The sequence below is a fragment of the Prevotella sp. E13-27 genome (genome assembly GCF_023217965.1).
In the GTDB taxonomy this organism is placed as follows: Bacteria; Bacteroidota; Bacteroidia; order Bacteroidales; family Bacteroidaceae; genus Prevotella.
Genome location: NZ_JALPSC010000001.1, coordinates 789,745 through 809,091, shown reverse-complemented (window position 1 = coordinate 809,091; position 19,347 = coordinate 789,745). Strand labels below are relative to the sequence as shown.

Annotated in this window: 16 protein-coding genes and 1 pseudogene; 4 read left to right on the top strand and 13 right to left on the bottom strand. The window is 45.7% G+C overall.

Annotated features, from left to right (window positions below; genetic code table 11):
- Positions 1–137: 137 nt before the first annotated feature.
- From M1L52_RS03300 to M1L52_RS03255, 10 genes and pseudogenes are all read right to left on the bottom strand, one after another.
- Positions 138–1,865 carry a YfjI family protein gene (locus tag M1L52_RS03300; protein WP_248613408.1) on the bottom strand — a complete coding sequence of 576 codons (1,728 nt, stop codon included), beginning with the start codon at positions 1,863–1,865 and terminating at the stop codon, positions 138–140.
- A gap of 50 nt (positions 1,866–1,915) precedes the next feature.
- Complete coding sequence (locus M1L52_RS03295) at positions 1,916–2,185, bottom strand: hypothetical protein (RefSeq protein ID WP_248613407.1); 270 nt, start codon at positions 2,183–2,185, stop codon at positions 1,916–1,918.
- Positions 2,186–2,300: 115 nt separating this feature from the next.
- Complete coding sequence (locus M1L52_RS03290; RefSeq protein ID WP_248613406.1) at positions 2,301–3,347, bottom strand: hypothetical protein; 1,047 nt, start codon at positions 3,345–3,347, stop codon at positions 2,301–2,303.
- Between the two features lie 56 nt (positions 3,348–3,403).
- Positions 3,404–4,135 carry a tetratricopeptide repeat protein gene (locus M1L52_RS03285; RefSeq protein ID WP_248613405.1) on the bottom strand — a complete coding sequence of 244 codons (732 nt, stop codon included), beginning with the start codon at positions 4,133–4,135 and terminating at the stop codon, positions 3,404–3,406.
- Between the two features lie 9 nt (positions 4,136–4,144).
- Positions 4,145–4,498 carry a ParB N-terminal domain-containing protein gene (locus tag M1L52_RS03280; protein WP_248613404.1) on the bottom strand — a complete coding sequence of 118 codons (354 nt, stop codon included), beginning with the start codon at positions 4,496–4,498 and terminating at the stop codon, positions 4,145–4,147.
- Between the two features lie 244 nt (positions 4,499–4,742).
- Positions 4,743–6,566 (bottom strand): recombinase family protein, encoded by a 1,824-nt coding sequence (locus tag M1L52_RS03275; protein WP_248614562.1) that lies wholly within the window; start codon positions 6,564–6,566, stop codon positions 4,743–4,745.
- A 202-nt stretch (positions 6,567–6,768) separates the two neighbouring features.
- Positions 6,769–7,434 (bottom strand): annotated as a pseudogene (locus M1L52_RS03270) (magnesium chelatase domain-containing protein); the annotation flags it as partial.
- Positions 7,435–7,438: 4 nt separating this feature from the next.
- Positions 7,439–8,419: a glycosyltransferase family 2 protein gene (locus M1L52_RS03265; protein WP_248613402.1), complete on the bottom strand. Its 981-nt coding sequence runs from the start codon at positions 8,417–8,419 to the stop codon at positions 7,439–7,441.
- A complete protein-coding gene (locus M1L52_RS03260) occupies positions 8,416–9,285 on the bottom strand; it encodes a capsular polysaccharide synthesis protein (RefSeq protein WP_248613400.1) in 870 nt (289 codons plus the stop codon). The genes M1L52_RS03265 and M1L52_RS03260 overlap by 4 nt, the downstream gene beginning before the upstream one ends.
- 5 nt (positions 9,286–9,290) lie before the next feature.
- Positions 9,291–10,442: a CDP-glycerol glycerophosphotransferase family protein gene (locus M1L52_RS03255; RefSeq protein ID WP_248613398.1), complete on the bottom strand. Its 1,152-nt coding sequence runs from the start codon at positions 10,440–10,442 to the stop codon at positions 9,291–9,293.
- Between the two features lie 211 nt (positions 10,443–10,653).
- On the opposite strand from M1L52_RS03255, the gene M1L52_RS03250 reads away from it, so the two are divergent.
- Genes M1L52_RS03250 through M1L52_RS03240 form a run of 3 tightly spaced genes read left to right on the top strand, consistent with a single transcriptional unit; the run spans position 10,654 to position 12,372 of the window.
- Entirely contained in the window at positions 10,654–11,118 is a 465-nt protein-coding gene (locus tag M1L52_RS03250) for an adenylyltransferase/cytidyltransferase family protein (RefSeq protein WP_248613396.1), read from the top strand.
- Between the two features lie 10 nt (positions 11,119–11,128).
- A complete protein-coding gene (locus M1L52_RS03245) occupies positions 11,129–11,320 on the top strand; it encodes a hypothetical protein (RefSeq protein ID WP_248613395.1) in 192 nt (63 codons plus the stop codon).
- A gap of 11 nt (positions 11,321–11,331) precedes the next feature.
- Positions 11,332–12,372, top strand: coding sequence for an asparagine synthase C-terminal domain-containing protein (locus M1L52_RS03240; protein ID WP_248613393.1), 1,041 nt, complete (start codon positions 11,332–11,334; stop codon positions 12,370–12,372).
- On the opposite strand, the gene M1L52_RS03235 is transcribed toward M1L52_RS03240, so the two are convergent.
- The 3 genes from M1L52_RS03235 to metG all read right to left on the bottom strand — a co-directional run bounded on the left by M1L52_RS03235 (position 12,373) and on the right by metG (position 17,785).
- Entirely contained in the window at positions 12,373–13,812 is a 1,440-nt protein-coding gene (locus tag M1L52_RS03235) for a lipopolysaccharide biosynthesis protein (RefSeq protein WP_248613391.1), read from the bottom strand. It lies immediately after the preceding gene.
- Between the two features lie 83 nt (positions 13,813–13,895).
- Positions 13,896–15,704 carry a DUF6057 family protein gene (locus tag M1L52_RS03230; protein WP_248613389.1) on the bottom strand — a complete coding sequence of 603 codons (1,809 nt, stop codon included), beginning with the start codon at positions 15,702–15,704 and terminating at the stop codon, positions 13,896–13,898.
- Between the two features lie 14 nt (positions 15,705–15,718).
- Complete coding sequence (metG, locus tag M1L52_RS03225; protein WP_248613387.1) at positions 15,719–17,785, bottom strand: methionine--tRNA ligase; 2,067 nt, start codon at positions 17,783–17,785, stop codon at positions 15,719–15,721.
- Between the two features lie 209 nt (positions 17,786–17,994).
- Here metG and M1L52_RS03220 point away from each other — a divergent pair, with 209 nt between their 5' ends.
- Positions 17,995–19,323 carry an anaerobic C4-dicarboxylate transporter gene (locus M1L52_RS03220; RefSeq protein WP_248613380.1) on the top strand — a complete coding sequence of 443 codons (1,329 nt, stop codon included), beginning with the start codon at positions 17,995–17,997 and terminating at the stop codon, positions 19,321–19,323.
- The last annotated feature ends 24 nt before the right edge of the window (positions 19,324–19,347 follow it).

Genomic DNA, 19,347 nt, shown 5'->3' with positions numbered 1-19,347 from the left:
TGGTGACACGCCCGTTAGCCCCACTTTGACATTGATTTGACACGCCTTTTTGAAGAAATGACACGCCTTTGACACACACAAAACGCACAAACATTAATTGATTGCGCGTTCTAGAAGGAGTGATGATAACATGCCGACTACTTGCCATTAAGCCTCTTTTTGTACCTCTTGATTTGAGCCTTAACAGCATCCTCAGTAGTGTATAGATCGCGTGCTATTTCCAGCCAAGTCGATCCTGCTTTCTGCTTCATTATGAGTTCTGCACATAGTTCATCCGTAAAAACTGGTTTGGAACTTGAAGAAGATGTCGTCTGCACACTTTCTGCATTACGATTCCTCTCTAAGGACTCTTTCAATTCATCTGAGAACTTCTTTAGGTATCGTTCTATCAAGTAGTCGGCTAAGTACAAGGTCAATTTCACGACTTTATCCCTGTCCTCATTACCTTCTTTTGGCTCACCCCAGAGCATGTGAAGAATTATTGCGCAATGAAAGGCCATTTCTCCGAATCTTCTCGCCACAGCATTTCTTTCAGGTTCGTTCTTTTTCTCCTGTTTGGAAAGCCACCTACTCAAAGCCTCGTTTACATAAGACAAATCTATCATTTGTTCTGGAACTGCGATGTCATTACCTTCTTCATCAGTAGTGAAGCAGTATTTCCCCCTCCATAAGTCGACTTGGTCTCTGTAATTCTCTATAAGTTCATCTTCGGGCAACTCTGGAGTTTCCTGACTTATGCAAGCCATATCCATCGGTATAACCCCCCAACATATTCTGCCAGCAGTACCATCCGCTACTTTACCTTTAATAAAGCGTTCTACGCCTTCTGCCGTTCCCGTAAAGGTGTAGTTAAGATACAGCTTGAATCTTGTCTCACCATTCTTTGTGGTTCGGATAACGTCATCATTGTCAAAGGCTGGAAGAAAGTATGAAGCTGGGATGCCCTTCCTTTGCTTCTGCAATTCAACAACACGGATAATCTCAGATTCCTGTATATAAAGGTGAACGCCTTGATTGTCATCCAACAACTCACATAGAGCCGCAGTAGAAGTATCGATGCCCTTAGTGGAGATTATCTTCTGTTCCGAAGTTTTTTCCTTTTCAGCATCAGAATCTTTTGAAGATTTCTCCTTTTCAGCATCGGATTCCTTTATTCGTCCAAAATACAAGTCATATATTCGCTTGAACAGGCTCTTCCCGCCACCGCTAATACCTTCAATGATGACCTGCAAATTAGGAGCTTTAGCCACTCCGTCAAGGTATTTTGCTCGAACTCTTGAAAAGCACATGGCGCCAAGCATGGAAAGCATGTTGAGAAGGACTGCAATTTCATATCCTTCAGGGCAACCAAGAATGAATTTTAGGAATGACGGTAATTGAGGCATAGGATGCTTCTTGCGGTAGTCATCAAGCCAAAGTTTATCATTTGGAGAATTGTCTGAGCCGTTATCATTACTATCTAGGGTGAAGCCATCAGCAAGTTTTATTCCGGCCTTTTCTTTCTCATAGTCCAAATCTATCAGTCTCTCTTCTCTATGTTTTCGTACATCTGACTGGTTATTGGCATCATGTAGTTTTGCCTCTGCCTCACATTCTCTTTCACGAAGTTTGGCCTTTTCCTCACACTTAACTCGCTCCAGATCAATTTTGGCAGAATTATTAGCCTTATTGATAGTCCAAGTACCAGCCTTGTCAACTGCTATCTTAATAACAACCAATACGAGACCAAGCATAAAAAGAATGAAAGCAACATTAATAACTCCTTTTTCCATTCTATCCATTGCTCTGTATGCTCTTTGTTCGCCCTGACTATCTAAATTAGCTAAAATAGCGGCAGGGGCATAATTCATAAGTGGGATGTTCATCTGCAAAGAAATTTTGGGAGAGGACACCGAAGCCCCCTCCCAGGTTAATACTACATGGACTTGACACAGTTGATGATACGCATGACCATCACAGTCTCTAGCCCGAACTTCTCACCGATGGTAGACGGCTGCATACCATCTTCGTGCATTTGCCTGATACTGTAAAGCTCCTGCTCCGAAAGGGTTATAGGCTTTCCATTAGCAGAGAAGAACACATACTTGACTTCCTTTTGGATAGTCGGCTCCTGTGTCCTTGTTCCCCTGTGCTTTACAGCGTAGAGGGCAGCAGCAGACACACATACACCCAGGGTAGTGACCATAATAGCAGTTCTGCCTCTGGGAATGAATTTTGGAATTATAACTTGTGCTGACATATAATGAAACGGTTATGAGAGTGCCGCCTGTGAGAAAGACAGCACCCTCTGGTTACTACTGTTATGCGGCTTTCATCATTTCGTCAAGTTTCTTCTTGATAACTTGGTCTTTTGTGACGTGCTTCTTCTTGTTACCTTCAGCTCCAATAATGGCAGTGTAGATGCTCTTGCTCATGTTCTGTACCTTCTCATCGATAGCCAAGGCTTCTGCTGTCTTATCTTTGGCTTTGTTAATCCGTTCAGCACACCATTGGGCAGCAGAGACACCTCGATAGATTTTCTCGGCACCTTCATTTCCGAACTGAGCCTTGAAACTCTCATAGCATTGAGTTAGAGCGTCAGTCGTGTCCTTGTCGAATACAGGTGCATCTTCAAGGTCACAGGTTAGCTTCTTGACCTCTTCCTTGGTCAGCTCTCTGCCGAAAGTCCAGAAGTTTGAGGCTTTTGGAATAGTGCCGTCTTTCTTAATCTTATCCAGATAGTCCCGGACGTATGGATTCTGGGAACGTGCGCCAGCTATGCCCATCTGATCTTTGGACGTGGTGCGAGTCATGTCTGCGTTGGTAGAAACATAAGCCATGCCTAATTCCTTTGGAGTATTGTAGTGCCTATAGATGAAATGGAAGTCAAAAGGCTCACCACCTTGCTTCGAGGTGTAGGCCAGAGAGTTCACCCATCCATCAAGACGGCCATGTCCCTCCATCACACAGTAGACACCCTCTAATTCGTCTGCTGTAAGCTCACGCCCTGATGTCGGGTCTATGAGGGGAAGCCCCCAATCATAGACCAACTTGGCTAGAACCAGAATTGCAGGTGTGGTCATTCCGTTAGCCATGCAAGCCAACATCATCTTCAAACCACGCTTCCATGTCCGGCGGTTGTCCTTGATGATGGCAACCTTCAGGCCAGCCATCTTATTCAGGTGATACACTCTGTCCTCAATGAGCGGCTGACCATCCCATTCCTTCTGGGCGAACTGACGGACAACATCATCAAAAGGACGGTTGTCGATGAACTGTTTAACCTCTGCCTCGTTAATGAGGGTGTTCTTCTTCTCTGCCTTGGCTACTATCTTCACTGTGGCAATCTTTGTTTTGATTTTACTCATAATATATATTGTATATAAGAAAATTCCGAGTTAGCTGTGAGTGAGGAAAGATGGGATTATTCTTTCTCTCTCTTTAGCTCTTCTTCATATCCCATTAACTCTAGAACTTTTTCTTGATCGAACCCATCAATGCTGGCCTTCAATTTCCACAGGCTTGCGATATTCTCAGTTCCTTTATCCTCGTACCATGAGTAATACAGAAGAGAAAGTATCATTTCCGCTTCTGGATGACCCATAAGAGCAGCTTCATGAATGGGGGTGATAATTGCGTTTTCATCTTCTTCATTAACACCTTTTTTGTGGGTGACGTGCATGCCTATTGAAGCAAAGCGAACTAAAGCCTTAACACTTCCCTGTTGTATTGCTAATTGCAAATACCTAAACCCTTTGCTCTCGTCTTGATTGCAAAGTTCACCTCTTAAATAAATTTCTGCTAGAAGATAAGTTGCATCCGCATTTCCTTCTTCCGCAAAACCTGCTAAAGAGTCAAGAGCAGCCTTCACGCCTTTGGATAGCATTACCTCCTCGATAATCTCCATGTAGTTCACGGATTTATTCCGTGTATTCCGTGCATATTCAAAACCAGAGAGGAAATCGAAAGCTGTACCCAAAACAGCATCTTCGTGATTTTCAGGATCAACAACCTCTTTCACAGCATAGTCTATAGCAATCTTTGCTGCTTTATACTGTGAAGGCTCCAGGTCGAAAACCTCAAAAAAAGTGTTCATTCTCTCTAGTGCCTTGGCCTCTGCTATAGATGCGTTGGCGTTCATTACGTTCTTCTTCATAATTGATTATTACTTTAAATTAAACAATTTTGCTTTTACTGTTATCATTACTTCGGGATGAGTATCTTTGATTAATTCGAGAGCCGCAAGCCTATGAAACCCATCTTTCACAACATACTCGTCATCTTTTCGCTCTAATATAATAGGTAATAGGATAGAGCCATGTTTTAGAATAGAGGTGGCGAGACTTCTAACATGAGACATACATAACGGCCTCTTAGGGATGACCAGACGGGAACCTACACTATCTTTGAGATTCTGTAGGCTAACCGTATGTCCTTCACAGAGCAGACTCTCTGTTGTAGGGAATCCGATTGCAGCAGCGACTGCCCTTTGAAGTGGATTTGTTATGTACTTAATCATATCTCAATGTCACCAGTTTTTGTCTGATTGACGATGCAAATTTATGGTATTTTTTGCAGGCGCAACTTGATAATTTTTGCAGATTTCATTGATACATAACGATTTAGAATAATCTTAGAAAGGATTTAGATTCTTAGAATAATTGTAGATTTTAGATAGATGATTAGTGACGATATTTAAGTTATAAACACAAAAAAAGCGTGCCATAATGACACGCCTGATTCTTTTTGTATTTTTATGTTATCTATGCCTTGTTCTTAGGAACGTCGTTCTGATAGATGTTCAATCGTCTAAAAAGTAGCTCTCTTGAAAAGACATCTTCCTTATCTTCAAAAACGTCCTTTGTGGTAATGACTTCTTCCCCTCGTTTAAAAGTGCCATTAGTGGCATCAAATGTTATAGACGGGGAGTAGATACACCTCAGTTTGGGTGTATAGCCTTGGATTCCGTCTACCAAAAGATAAACAGAAACGTCCGAGGAAGGATCCTGAGTTTCTGGAGTTGTGTAAGGAACGACAACTCCTGGATTAAGTTTCACTTCAATTACTATCAGCCTAACAGTCCGATATACCAGTATTAAACTTTTGACAAGAATCTGAATGTACTTCCTCATATCCTCTTTAGAAGTTTCTAAAGCTATTTCGGTATCGGAGAGGTCGGTCATCCTGCTTATCACATCCAGATTTTCTTGCTCCTTCAGTATAGATGACCTGTAGTTTTCTATCTGTTTGTCATATTCTGCAACTTTTTCTTTTACCCTTGCTTGAAGCTTCGGTGACATTCTGCCCAAACTCAGAATTTGGTCCAGGTACTCGTCTTTCTCTTTTTCTATAGCTTCAACCATCTGCTCAAAGTTCGCCTTTCTTTTCTCAATTTCGGCAGTATCAGTGCCAGACGATTTCTTAAGGAAGTCAATATAGGTTTCCCAATTACTTTTGCAGAAACTCCAGATGGCCGTGTCGAACAATGGCATAGCAAATGTTTTTCTATTCTCATGGAACTGCCCACAACGGTAATAGGCCATCAATCGATCATCCCTATACCTATAGCTACCAACCAAGAAACGGCCACATACAGGACATATAAACATCTTTGCCAGAATGGTTACATGTGTCCTCGACTTGTCTGCATATACATTAGTAGCCACTTCTTCAAGGTGACTATATTCTGAGTACATTCGTTTCTGAACTGCATCAAACAGTTCTTTCGATATAATTTGAGGGTACTTAATGGTATGGCTGGTACTATCAACATACCTGGGAGCATCCTTATGGCCGTAGTCCCAATATTCTGGGTTCTTCCTTCTGTTGTGAGTGGTCTTAGTACCAGTATAGCCCTCATTGGTCAGGCACTTTTTGACATTGCTAACGGAAGTTAGGTAAGGATCAAAGCCCCTGGCAACACATTCTAACATGATGGCTCTCGCTGAACACCGTGTTTTATCCCCGTTGATTCCATGCAAAGCCCATTCAAAAATCGTTTGGACCTGTTTTGCCTGTTCTTCGTTCTTGACCAAGATAGACCGATATTTGCCATGTACTTTCTCTTCCGTTTTCTGTTTACTGTAACCGAAAGCAGTAGGGCCAACCACAGAATACCCAGATGCCAATAGTGAGTTGAGACCCCTGGCCATCCTCTTTTTCTTCTCTCTCATTTCAGATTGTGCCATAGAAGCATAGACAGAGAAGATGATGTCGGTACTCATGTCAACCTCACCGTTGTCATTGAATAAACGGAAGTTCTGGTCTTTGACGTATAGCTGAATCTTATTGGTTACAAACCATTCTTTGATTTGCTCCAGGATTATCTTCTCTCTGGCTAATCGGCTAAGTTCCGTACATAGGACTATACGACAATCATTCTCAGATAGGAATTCTATGACACGCTTGAAACCGTCTTTGGCCTCCATGCTACGGAAACCAGACTCTTTCGTAGATATATCAATCAATGGCTTATCAAGTCCCAAGTCTTTAGCATACTTGTAAAGCGCATCCAACTGGAATTGATAATCCTGCTGCGAAGTTGATACTCGCGTTAAAATTATACATTTTTTCCCGAAATCTATCATTGGTCTCAATATTTTTACTTACCTTTGTCGAAGAATTGAGTGCCTGGTGGCTACAATCTCCTTGAATTTGGTGGCAAAAATACAAAGATTTTCTGAAATCTCCAAATTTCTAAGCCACCCGTTTTTGGAGAAAATCGGGCTGTAAAAGACAAAGAAATATGCTAAAATACTGTATATCAAGCATTTTGTGTTCCTGTATAATCGGACACATTTTTATGAGGTTGTGGCCACCGGCAGCAGCCACCTCGAGAGCACGCTTCACGCTCTCTTGGCCGCGCACGTCTGCATAGTCGAGTTCACTGATTGCCTGCTGCTCATAGAACTCCTTACGAGTATCTATGCGTGTAGGCTCAAACTCTCTCTCGCCATTAAAGAAGCTTATAACATCCATTATTGAGTCCATGCCATAGACATCGAGGTTGTTAACCACGGCAGCCTCACTGACGTTCTGTCTTGGAACGATGAGACCACGGAACTTCTCTGCACGTGCACGGATGGCTATGGGCAGTGCTCCGCGTATGGGGCGCAGCGAGCCGTCGAGACCTATCTCGCCCACAAGCATGTATTCATGTAGATGGTCGGGCATTACCTTGCGGTTGGCTGCCAGTATGCCTATAGCCAATGGGAGGTCGTAACCACTGCCCTCTTTTTTGAAGTCGGCAGGCGATAGGTTTATGGTAAGTTCGGCAAGGGGCATCTTGAAACCGTTGTTCTCTACAGCGGCCTTTATGCGGTCGTAGCTCTCACGGACGGCGGTGTCAGCCATTCCTGAGAGGTGAAAGAGCATGCCTTTGGTCATGCTTATCTCTATGGTCACCGTGACGGCTTCGAGTCCCATGACGGCGGCACAGAATGTTTTTACTAGCATCGGTTTATTTACAATTGGTTAATACAAAATACAGCCACCGATCAGCCATAGAAATAGGCATGAGACAGTGGATATCACGCAACAACCTATAGATGGTGAACCCTTTCATACGGAACACATCACTCCACCCATAGCGCACTATCTGACGCTGACGGCGATAATGCTGGGCAAACTGTTCGCGGTCACCCCTTAACAGTTTAAGGTTGTTGATACACATACTCTGAAACTTCTCATATACATCAGTATCATGAACTACACCACGATGAGTGGCAAACGCCCACATCTCCTGTAATACAGTGGTCAGGGCCGACATCTTCTTCTGCAGAGAAGTACCAGTGACGATGCTGTTGCCGCGCAGTCGATAGACATAGGTCACGGCAGTTGTTACATAGACTGCACGAGCTGTACATGCCACTTGGAAAGTCCACAGCTCGTCCTCATGAATCATTCCTTCCTTGAACAGCAACTGTTCGCTACGGATATAGTCGAGCCGATAGAGTTTGTTCCATGCCATGGTGTACCATTGCCACTGGTTGTAGGCATGAAGCACGAAAGGCTGCACGATTGTCCTTTCCGACAAGGCACGTTTGGTTGGCTGTTCGTCGCCCACCTGCTGGTAGTCGCCCACCACTACATCAATCACACCTCCTTGACGTAAAGGACGTACCAATTGCTCAATGCAGTCGGCAGGCACATAGTCGTCGCTGTCAAGGAAATACACATAGTCACCTGTGGCCTCTGCCATGCCCGTGTTGCGAGCCGCTGATAGTCCGCGGTTGTGTTCATGGTGTAAGATACGGAAGGATATGGGACCGTGATAATTGGCCAATAGCTCGTCAACGATTCGCATACTGTCGTCGGTGCCACAATCATCAACAAGCAGACATTCCATGGCTCCTGCGTAGGTCTGAGCAAAGACGCTGTTCAGACAGTCGGCAATGTACTGAGAGACATTGTAAATAGGTATGACTATCGATATCTTCATGACTCAAGGAAGTGCTTAATCATATTTTGTTCACCCTCCAGTATTGAAGGATCATACTTATAGGACAACTTATGGATGAAGCAGGCATTAAGCAAATGGCGATAGCCCTCGGCTGAATAGGGCAGGTCCCAATGGAAGTAGAATACATGCGGGTCCATGTTGCAAACATAGGGCATGGTCTGCCATAGCAGATGACAATCTTCATCACTCTCTACAAGCATGGTAAGCGTAAGATGGAAGAGATAATAGTTATGAGGAGTGGAGTTATGTCTGAAATACTCGCATAGGAAGGCGAAAGCTTTTCTCAACAGCACGTTGTCAGCCTCAGCCTTGATGAACCAGCTGGAACCGATGATTGGAGAGAGCTGTCCACCCAGCAGGCTCTTGCTGAACATAAAAAAAGGTGCTTCCACTACATAGGAAGGATAAGGAGCCGACTGGTAGCAGGTAGCATCACGCCAGATGCCGCCATACTGGAGCAGCAGATAGGCACGCACCAAGTCGGAATGGAGTGCCTCACCGATTTTCTTCTCCCGATAGAGATGGGCAATATGTTCGGGCAAGCGGACATACTGCGAAAGGTTATCGGCAGTGAGCACCACCACGTCGTAGTCACCCCGATATGGCTCAACGCTCTCGTAGCACTTAAGTACCAATGGGGGCGCCTGTTCCAGACCCTGCGTCCACATAAGCCATATCGTCTTGTTCATTCTTACGGAAGGATTGCGGTAAAGCCCGCTAATATCAGAATCGACCCAGTCTATATGCTGACTTAGCAATTTGACGAGCAATCGTTCCTTTTGAATCTGCAGGAGCCCTTTTACAGGCTGAAGCCTACTGGATAATCTAAATAACAGATGTGACATAGCTATTATTTCTTATGATTCTCGGAACCATCTTGGCGACGGAAGGTTCCGTCTATTACACTCTTTATACGCTCAACAACACGCTCAGAGGCGTGGCCGTCGTCGAAACTGTTGTAATGCTGAAGATAGGGAACCAGCTGCTGACGGAACTGAGCTTCATCATATTGCTCAATAGACTGTATCAGCTCTTCGTTAGTCCTATTTATATGAATCGGCAGTTCATAATAGGCTGGTGATAGACCACGGCAACTCTTACTGTACTCCTCAAGGTCGGAAGCATAGATGAATACCGGCTTCTGCATTATGAGAAACTCGGCGATGGTTGATGAATAGTCACTAATCTGCATATCGGCCACGAAGATGAGTTCCTGCATGTCGGGATAGTCGGTCATATTTAGGACTTTTTTGTCAAAATGGAAACGTGCTATTCCCTTCTTGTCATTGGGATGCATGCGAACCATCATCACCCAGTCTTGGTTGGTGGTATGTTTCAGTGTGTCCAGTATCTTGTGCGCGTCGATATCATAGGCGCTGATGCTTCCATTATCACGGAAAGTAGGACAATAGAGCACCACCTTTTGCCCTTCGGTCACACCCATCTGCCTTCTCAGCTGGTCTTTCACCGACTGACTGCTGAAAAAAATGTCGGAACGCGGTGCACCACATTCATAGACTTCACCATCATACCAGAACGAGTTCTTGAAAAGATAGGAACTGATGGCATTACAGGAGAGCATGACATCGGTGATGCTTGAGTTTTGCTGCGATTCCTTGATATATCTGGGCGACAACAAATCAACAGCATCTTGTTCTATATATTTGAATGGCACCGGACCGTGCCATGTCTGTATGTAGTATTGCGAAGAACGCTTCAAAAACGGCAGATAGTTCTTTACATTGCTAATAATTACCTTTGCTGTTGACAATTCATAGATGCAGCGCAATGACCACATTCTCACCTTTCTGATTCCATCAGGGAGTTCAATGCTTTTGCCATCTTCCACAATCCATACCAGGTCGTAATGCAACTGTTGTCTTCTGATTTCATCGACAATATACTTCGCATTGTCACCATAGCCTTTTCCGTTGTAGTTGTTGACAATGATCTTCTTCTCCGACAGCGGCAGGAGCCTGAAGAGACACATGAAAGGCTTCATGCACTTTTTATAGAGTTTGGAATTGCGTGCTAACTTAAGAAAGGTTCTACTATCCACGTTGTTGCATTTGCTTTTAGTTAGTGAATTTATGCAAAGGTAAAAAGAAATTGGCAAAAGACTTTTAAAATGCTACTTTTTTTCTTTTTTCTTTTGAAAAAATGTGGAAAAAGCTTATCTTTGCGCCGCTTTCTATGATAATTACAATAGATTTATGGTAATAGGATACACAACAGGAGTTTATGACCTTTTCCACATAGGTCATTTGAATCTTTTGAAGAATGCCAAAGGCATGTGTGACAAACTGATTGTGGGTGTCACTGTAGATGAGTTGGTTCTATACAAGGGCAAGCATGCCATGATTCCTTTCTCTGACCGTGCCGAGATAGTAAGGAGTATCAAATATGTCGATGCTGTCGTACCTCAGTATGATATGGATAAGCTTGCGGCTTGCAAGAAACTTGGAGCTACGGTCCTTTTTGTTGGCGATGACTGGTATGGCACAGAGAAATGGAAGAAGTATGAGCAAGAATTTGCAAAAGAGGGAATCAGAATCGTTTATTTCCCTTATACAAAAGGCATATCTTCCACAAAGATAACAGAGGCGCTTAAGGCTACACGTGGCTGGGTGAATGGAGTCGAGTCTGATAGCCATGAGGATAATGACATTGATACGTGATCTTTTCCGAATGAAGTATCCTGAGACGACAGTCCCTTTAAAACAGCCGATGCCGCGACCTGTTGATGAATATTTTGCCAACTGGGAGGGCCCAAAGCGTGAAGAGTTCCGTGATGATATCGATATGACTAAATATAGTGGCAACCAGAAATGGCTACTTTATTGCCTGGAAAGATTCTTAAATAATTACGATAAAAAATAAAGTTTTCAGATATGGTAAACAAAGACTTTTGCCTCAGCTCGTATATCGCCTTCCGTTATATATGGAAAGACGGCGTTGATTTTGCTGAAGGCTTCCAGCACAAGAATTTCCGTCCTGTAGATGACGAAAACCGCATTCCCGTGAAGACATCTAATGATATCGACAGGGAAATTCAAAAGCAGTTTGATGAGCTCTATGCAAAGTATGACAGTATAGGAATCTTACTATCAGGTGGCATGGATAGTGCAAACCTTGCAGCATATCTGAAGCCAGGCAGCCATGCCTATACTTTCAATTCTGTTTCAGGTGTCTTCGATGCCGATGTAGAGCGTGCAAAGGTCTATTGCAAGAAATTTCAGCTGAATCATCATCTTATTGACATCACTATGGCAGACTATGAGAAATATACTCCCATAGTGATGCGCCATAAGTTTGCCCCTGTGCATAGCATTGAACCACAGATATACAAGGCTGCTGAGATGGCAAAGAAAGACGGAGTGCAACTGATGATAGTCGGTGAGAGTGCTGACCTTATCTTTGGTGGTATGGACAAGCTGATTAGTCCTGAATGGACCTTTGACGGCTTTGCCAATCGCTACACTTTCCTTGACCCAAAACTCGTTCTCACCAATCCTATTGACCAGAGTGAGCTGTATGAGAAGTATCGCACAGGTGCTGACAGCATAGACTTCATGCGTTTCATGGACGAGGTGTTTTCTATTGAGAGCAGCGGCTCCTATATGAACGCTTTTGGTGCAGCATGGTTGCCATATTATGACCCATACGCAAAACTCGTCATGGCTGACCCTCTGGACATGCAGCGCGTGCGCAAAGGTGAACCTAAATATCTCGTTCGTGGTCTTTATGCCATTAAATATCCAGAACTTGAGATACCTTTCAAGATTCCTATGCCACGTCCTGTTGATACTGTATTCAAGGAATGGGAGGGTCCGAAACGTCCAGAGTTCCGCAAAGACATTCCGATGGATAAGCTGACAGGCAACCAGAAGTGGCAGCTGTGGTGTGCCGAACAGTTCCTGAACATGCTATAGTTATAGTTCACGCTTTACGATAAAGGCTATCGACTCTTTGAAGATAGCTGACTTTAGTAGCCAGAGTGCCGCGCAATAGGTGCTTCCGGCTACTAATAGTTTTAGGAAGAAGCGTAGATAGATGTTTGGAATCACTGCCAACCACTCATAGACAGCAACGGCGATAAATCCTGCTAAAACCAGGTAAGGGGAAATGTCCTTGATAACATGGATTGCTTTCAGCCCTATCTCCTTCTTTGCGAAAAGGAACCAGACGGCCAGCCAGCTGATGGTTATGCCTGTATAAACCCATACCATGAAGATGATGCCATAGGCCGATGATAACCATGCTGCAATAAACTGGACCACACATAGGGTAAAGGTGCACAATAGATAGGTCGTGGACTTTCCTTTGCTGATCAGCAGATTGGAGAAAAGTGTAGAAAATGGGATAAATGCGCCTGCAATACAGAGTATCTGCAGGAGTTTCGCACTTTCTGCCCACTTCTCTGTAAGCAGAATAACAATAAACTCCTCAGAAACCATTGACAGCCCAAACATGAAAGGGAAACTGACAAAGGCCGTGAAGCGCAGTACCTTTCTGAATATTTGATTCTGCCTTGCAGGGTCATCATTGGTCTTGGCAAAGACTGGCTGTGCTATGCCTACAATCATGTTGCTGCCAAGGGAGTAACCCATGGTGTTCCACTTGTTAGCCTGGGTGAAATTTCCCACCACATGTGGCGTATAAAGCTTACCCAAGACCACCGCAAACAGGTTGTTATTAACAATGTTCACAATATTCGTCAGCACTAGCTTACTGCTGAAACCTATCAGTTCCTTAATTGGAGCAAAGTTAAAGGAAAGGGTGGGATGCCACTTGGCGAAATAGAAGTTCAGGAACGCAATGACAGAAACATATACCAGTGTCTGTGTTGCTATACCCCAATATGCAAATCCATTGGCAGCCATACTGATACCGACTATGCCCGATAGTATCTGAGCGGTGATATAGACGATGGTGTTTTCACGCACCATCATCTTGCGGAAGGTGATAGCTCTTGGGGCTACTCCCAAGCTAGACAAGAAGAAGCCAATAAAGATAAATCTTGCCAGTGGTGTTAACTCTGGAACACCATAGAAATCGGCAATGAGCGGTGCGCATAGAAAAAGAATAATATAGAGCGACAGACTCACCATGACAGACACCCAAAACACGGCATTGTAGTCTTCATGGGTTACTTCTTTCTTTCTGCATAATGCTGAGACGAAGCCACCTTCATGCAAGGCAGCTGCTATGGCTGAGAAGATTGCAAGCATTCCCACCATGCCATAGTCGTCCTGAGTGAGCATGCGTGCCAGGAAAACACCAATAACCAAGGAGAGCAGCTGCTGAATGACATTGCTCAGTCCGCCCCAGAAGAGGCCTTTGGCCGTTTTCTCTTTTAGTGTCTCTGCCATGTTGCTTTAGTATTATTATTGGTGCAAAGTAAATAATTTTTCTTTAAATGACCAAAGATGTCAAAACCTAAATCAGATAAAAGCTAATTCTCTAGGAAGTCGTAGCTGTTGAAATAATAGTCGAAGAAGTAGGTCGAGCGTAGATGTGCTGGTATGTGTGGGCGCATCTGGTCAATGTCCATTCCCTTTTGGTGGAGCGTGTTCATTGCCACCGCCATCTCTTCATAGTTCCTTCTTACCGATGGGTCGAAGGGCATGTTGCTTGTGTCCATGCCTTCGAGATTGCCGAACAGACAGGCTGCCTCCTGATAGTGGCGCGGCATGTGCTGTCCCTGCCTTTGGCGAGCATAGCCGAAGAACTGTGTTAGGAACAGCTGAGCGTTCTTTGTCTGCATGGCAGCCAGCATGGACTGTTCCTGTATGAGTGGGTTTCCGCTCATGGTGGTGGAGAAATGCTCAAGGAGGAACATCTCCATCAGAGACATGTCGTTGGTGATATAGTTGTCGTTATCTCGCAGGCTAATGATGGCACGGAACTCTGGGGCGTTCATCATCATGCTTGGGTTGCGCAGATACTGACTGTAGCGCTTGGCCCAGCCTTTGTGGAATGTTGTCTTCCTAATCAGGTGAAGATATTTCTGAGCCACAGCCAGCTCGTTGTTCACAAGCGCGCAGAGCGTCATGAGTTTCAGCTTCTCTACTGTCCATCCGTACTCCACTCCGTCTTCCATGCACCAGCGATAGCAGTAATTTGTCAGTCCATAGTGCAGGTAGAGTGTGCGCCCTACGGTGTGTATGATACGTGACTGGAAGGGAGCGTTGGGATGTTTCGCCCCAACGGGATAGGTGTACATCTCGTCGCCTTGTCGTCCCAGTCGGAAAAGGGCCAGGTTCTGCATCATGCACATGGCGCGTGTGGGCTCGTCCTTCGCTGATTTGGCTGTCTTGAGCATTTGTTGCCAGTCGTGGTTCTCCAGGCTTCTCATCATCGACAGCTCACGGTGGAAGTTATCGTCTTTCTGCCAGAACACTATTACGCATGCTGTTGTAATTGTAAGAAGAGTAGCTTGCAGCCATAGCCATTGTCTCTTTAGTGGCTTCTCGTCTCGTTCCTTGCAATAGAAGAGTGCCATGATGATGAGGCTCGCCACGAGAATGATGTATGGCGTGTAATAGGCAAAGCATCTCTCTGTGGTGTTGCTGAACACAGGCAGGGCAGCCCAATAGATATTGACAATGTTTGTCTCGTGATAGACAAGATGGTAGCATGCTATGGGCATGATTGTGATGCCTGCAACAGCTATGGTGCTGTCTATGGCAGGATGACGGCTTGTGCGCCACGCCATGATGGACATGAGCAGCATTGCCAGCAGACCATAGAATCCGAAGAGGGGATAGGCAACGGCAGTAGCGATTAGTAAGAACGCTGTTGACGAATAGCCTAAACGCGTCGAGCGTTTATACAGTTCTGTCAGACTGACTGCCACGAGTGCTCCGAGCGTGGCGTCAAACATGTGTCCAGGCAGCTTTAGGTAGTAAACCCAGTAGCCAAGACTCGTTATGGCTGTAAGCAGACATGCCACTGGCACGAGCGTCATCGCCATCCATGTCTTTGGCAGTCGGAACACGTGCTGCGTGAGCCACATAAAAAGCACCCAGAGCAGGCACAGTAGTCCTGCTCCGAGTGCTGGGTAATAGAAATATTGTGTGAGATATGTGCCGGCCCATGTCAGTAGCCCGCCCGGCTTCACCATTTGCTGCTCAAAGAAGAGCGGCGTATGGAGAAACAGGTTCCGCTCCTGTGCCTGAAAGAGAAAGTTACTCTCGAAGACAATCAGCAGTGTTGCTGCTAAGAGCGGAAATAGATAGGGTAGATAGCGCCAGCCTCTCAATTCTCTGTTGTTGTTTAGCCTACCTGACTGCCAGGCTTCACATCCTTGGTGGTTGTAACTACGCTGAGGCTCTCATCTGCATCGACAGCGCTGAGAATCATGCCCTGACTCTCGATGCCCATCATGGTGCGAGGTGCAAAGTTAGCCACGAAAAGGATACGCTTGCCAATCAGTTCCTCAGGATTCTCGTAGAAGGCAGCGATACCAGAGCAGATGGTACGATCCACGCCAGAACCATCGTCGATGGTGAACTGCAGGAGTTTCTTACTCTTCTTTACCTTCTGACAATCCTTTACTAATCCTACACGGATGTCGAGCTTCTCGAAGTCCTCGAACGAAACGGTATCCTTGATAGGTGCAGCCTTGTAAGCGGCAGCCTGATTAGCCTTCTTTGTAGCCTCGAGCTTGTCGAGCTGCTTCTGGATGACCTCATCCTCAATCTTCTCGAACAGCAGTGCAGGCTCGCCCAGTTGATGACCAGCCTCCAGGAGGTTGGTAGAACCCAGCTGCTCCCACTCGAAGTTGCTGATGTTAAGCATCTCGCGAAGCTTCTTACTGCTGAATGGCAGGAATGGCTCGAAGGCGATAGCGAGGTTAGCTGTAAGCTGCAAGCAAATGTTCAGTATAGTCTCGCAACGCTTTGGATCAGTCTTCCAAACCTTCCAAGGCTCGCACTCTGTGATATAACGGTTACCAATACGAGCCAGGTTCATAGCCTCGAACTGAGCATCGCGGAACTTGAACTGCTCCAGCAGAGCCTCAACCTTAGCCTTTACATCCTTGAACTCCTCAAGGGCCTGCTTATCAACATCCTGCAACTCGCCACAAGCAGGAACCACACCATTCCAGTACTTCTTAGTGAGCTGGAGAGCACGGTTTACGAAGTTACCGTAAACAGCTACAAGCTCGTTGTTATTGCGATCCTGGAAGTCCTTCCAAGTAAAGTTATTATCCTTTGTCTCAGGTGCATTGGCTGTCAGTACATAGCGCAATACATCCTGCTTGCCAGGCATATCTACCAGATACTCGTGGAGCCATACAGCCCAGTTGCGAGAGGTTGAAATCTTATCGTTCTCAAGGTTCAGGAACTCGTTGGCTGGTACGTTATCAGGCATGATATACTTGCCGTGAGCCTTCATCATCACAGGGAAGATGATACAGTGGAACACGATATTATCCTTACCGATGAAGTGAATCAGACGAGTATCCTCATCCTGCCACCACTTCTCCCAGTTGCCCCACTTCTCGGGCTCCTTCTCGCAAAGTTCCTTGGTGTTTGATACATAGCCGATAGGGGCGTCAAACCAAACATAAAGCACCTTTCCGTCAGCACCTTCTACAGGCACAGGGATACCCCAATCCAGGTCGCGAGTCATAGCACGTGGCTGCAGGTCCATATCCAGCCAACTCTTACACTGTCCATATACGTTTGAGCGCCACTCCTTGTGACCCTCCAGAATCCACTGCTTCAACCAGTCCTGATACTCGTTCAGAGGCAGATACCAGTTCTTTGTCTCCTTCAGCACAGGGGTAGAGCCACTGATGGTTGACTTAGGATTGATGAGCTCAGTAGGACTCAGGTCACGTCCGCACTTCTCACACTGGTCACCATAAGCTCCCTCGTTGTGGCAGTAAGGACACTCGCCAACAACATAACGGTCAGCCAAGAACTGCTTTGCCTCCTCGTCATAGAGCTGAGCGGTGGTCTTCTCCACCAGCTTGCCCTCGTCATAGAGCTTCTTGAACCACTCTGCAGCGAACTGATGGTGGGTCGCACTTGTGGTGCGGCTATATACATCAAACGAGATGCCGAACTCCTCAAACGAGTCTTTGATCATCTTGTGGTAGCGGTCAACAACATCCTGTGGGGTGATGCCCTCCTTGCGAGCACGAACGGTGATGGGCACACCGTGCTCATCGCTGCCACCGATAAACATCACGTCGCGCTTCTTCAGACGAAGGTAGCGCACATAGATGTCGGCTGGCACATAGACACCAGCGAGGTGACCGATATGTACGCCGCCATTAGCGTATGGGAGCGCTGAAGTGACGGTGTAACGCTTGTAATTTTTCTGTTCCATTTGCTTCTAAATACGTATTTATTGATAATTTGGCTGCAAAAGTACAAAAAAACATCCATATCTTACTCTACTTTAGCAAGATATGTAGTTAAAGATATTAAAGAAGTTGGCAATAAAACAATGATTCTTTGAAATATTCTCAATATTTTTTTGTTGTTTGCGAGAAAAATGCCTACTTTTGCACAATAACAAACCTAAAACTACCGCTCATGATAATTATGATTCTTCAGCTCCTCATTGTGTTAGGAGCATTATGGGTAGGATCTCGATACGGATCGCTTGCCCTGGGAGCCATCTCTGGTATAGGACTGGCCCTGCTCGTATTAGGCTTTGGATTGAAACCTGGCAATCCTCCTACGGATGTCATCTATATCATCATTGCTGCTGTTACCTGTGCAGGCATCATGCAGGCATCCGGAGGTATGGACTGGCTGATCCAGATTGCAGAGAAACTGCTGCGCAAGCACCCAGACCGCATCACTTTCCTGGCACCTTTGTGCACATTCTTCCTCACCGTATTGGTGGGAACAGGTCATGTGGTTTACACCTTGATGCCTATTATCTGCGATATTGCTCTGAAGAAAGGCATCCGTCCTGAACGTCCGTGTGGTGTGGCAAGCATCGCCTCGCAGGTGGGCATCACCTGTTCGCCTATAGCTGCTGCTGTGGTGGCATTCGTTAGCATCTCTAATGCCAACGGTTTCGATATCACCATCCCACAGGTGCTGATGGTCAGCATCCCGGCCAGTCTGTGCGGACTGATGGCTGCTGCAACAGCGTCTTACAAGCGTGGACTGGACCTCGATAAAGACCCTGTGTTCCAGGCTCGCCTGCAGATTCCAGAACAGCGCGAATATATCTATGGCAGCGGTGCCACCACCCTGGACAAGATTATTCCTGTCGAGGCGAAGCGCGCCGTTTATGTTTTCCTGGCAGCCCTCTGCGTCATTGTGCTGTTTGCCGCTGTTCCATCCTTACTCCCTTCATGGGACGGTAAGGCGCTGAAGATGAATATCGTCATCCAGATTGTGATGATTACAGCTGCAGCCCTTATGATTATCTTCTGTAAGGCATCGCCCAAGAAAGCTGTCGCTGGTCCTGTGTGGCAGTCGGGTATGGTGGCTGTGGTTGCCATCTATGGCATCGCATGGCTTGCTGATACCTATTTCTCCAACTATTTGGGCGAGATGCAGTCTATGCTGACAGAGATAGTGAAGGAATACCCATGGAGCATTGCATTCGTGTTCTTCCTTGTCTCCGTGCTCATCAACTCACAAGGAGCCGTTGTTGTAGCCATGCTGCCCCTGGCCTATTCCCTCGGCATCGAAGGAGCAGTGCTCCTGGGTGTGCTGCCATCGGTCTATGGTTACTTCTTCATCCCCAACTACCCTTCAGACATTGCTACGGTGAACTTCGACCGTTCTGGTACTACCGTCATTGGAAAATACCTGCTTAACCACTCGTTCATGATGCCAGGACTGATATGTGTCACCACGTCCACCATCGTGGCATATCTTCTTTCCATGCTTATCTTTTAACAACCAATCCATCATACAGTACCC

Excerpts from the sequence above, each read along its gene's own strand:
- M1L52_RS03300 (WP_248613408.1), bottom strand. The coding sequence starts at position 1,865 with ATGAACATCCCACTTATGAATTATGCCCCTGCCGCTATTTTAGCTAAT.
- M1L52_RS03295 (WP_248613407.1), bottom strand. The coding sequence starts at position 2,185 with ATGGTCACTACCCTGGGTGTATGTGTGTCTGCTGCTGCCCTCTACGCT.
- M1L52_RS03290 (WP_248613406.1), bottom strand. The coding sequence starts at position 3,347 with ATGAGTAAAATCAAAACAAAGATTGCCACAGTGAAGATAGTAGCCAAG.
- M1L52_RS03285 (WP_248613405.1), bottom strand. The coding sequence starts at position 4,135 with ATGAAGAAGAACGTAATGAACGCCAACGCATCTATAGCAGAGGCCAAG.
- M1L52_RS03280 (WP_248613404.1), bottom strand. The coding sequence starts at position 4,498 with ATGATTAAGTACATAACAAATCCACTTCAAAGGGCAGTCGCTGCTGCA.
- M1L52_RS03275 (WP_248614562.1), bottom strand. The coding sequence starts at position 6,566 with ATGATAGATTTCGGGAAAAAATGTATAATTTTAACGCGAGTATCAACT.
- M1L52_RS03265 (WP_248613402.1), bottom strand. The coding sequence starts at position 8,419 with ATGAAGATATCGATAGTCATACCTATTTACAATGTCTCTCAGTACATT.
- M1L52_RS03260 (WP_248613400.1), bottom strand. The coding sequence starts at position 9,285 with ATGTCACATCTGTTATTTAGATTATCCAGTAGGCTTCAGCCTGTAAAA.
- M1L52_RS03255 (WP_248613398.1), bottom strand. The coding sequence starts at position 10,442 with ATGAAGCCTTTCATGTGTCTCTTCAGGCTCCTGCCGCTGTCGGAGAAG.
- M1L52_RS03250 (WP_248613396.1), top strand. The coding sequence starts at position 10,654 with ATGGTAATAGGATACACAACAGGAGTTTATGACCTTTTCCACATAGGT.
- M1L52_RS03245 (WP_248613395.1), top strand. The coding sequence starts at position 11,129 with ATGAAGTATCCTGAGACGACAGTCCCTTTAAAACAGCCGATGCCGCGA.
- M1L52_RS03240 (WP_248613393.1), top strand. The coding sequence starts at position 11,332 with ATGGTAAACAAAGACTTTTGCCTCAGCTCGTATATCGCCTTCCGTTAT.
- M1L52_RS03235 (WP_248613391.1), bottom strand. The coding sequence starts at position 13,812 with ATGGCAGAGACACTAAAAGAGAAAACGGCCAAAGGCCTCTTCTGGGGC.
- metG (WP_248613387.1), bottom strand. The coding sequence starts at position 17,785 with ATGGAACAGAAAAATTACAAGCGTTACACCGTCACTTCAGCGCTCCCA.
- M1L52_RS03220 (WP_248613380.1), top strand. The coding sequence starts at position 17,995 with ATGATAATTATGATTCTTCAGCTCCTCATTGTGTTAGGAGCATTATGG.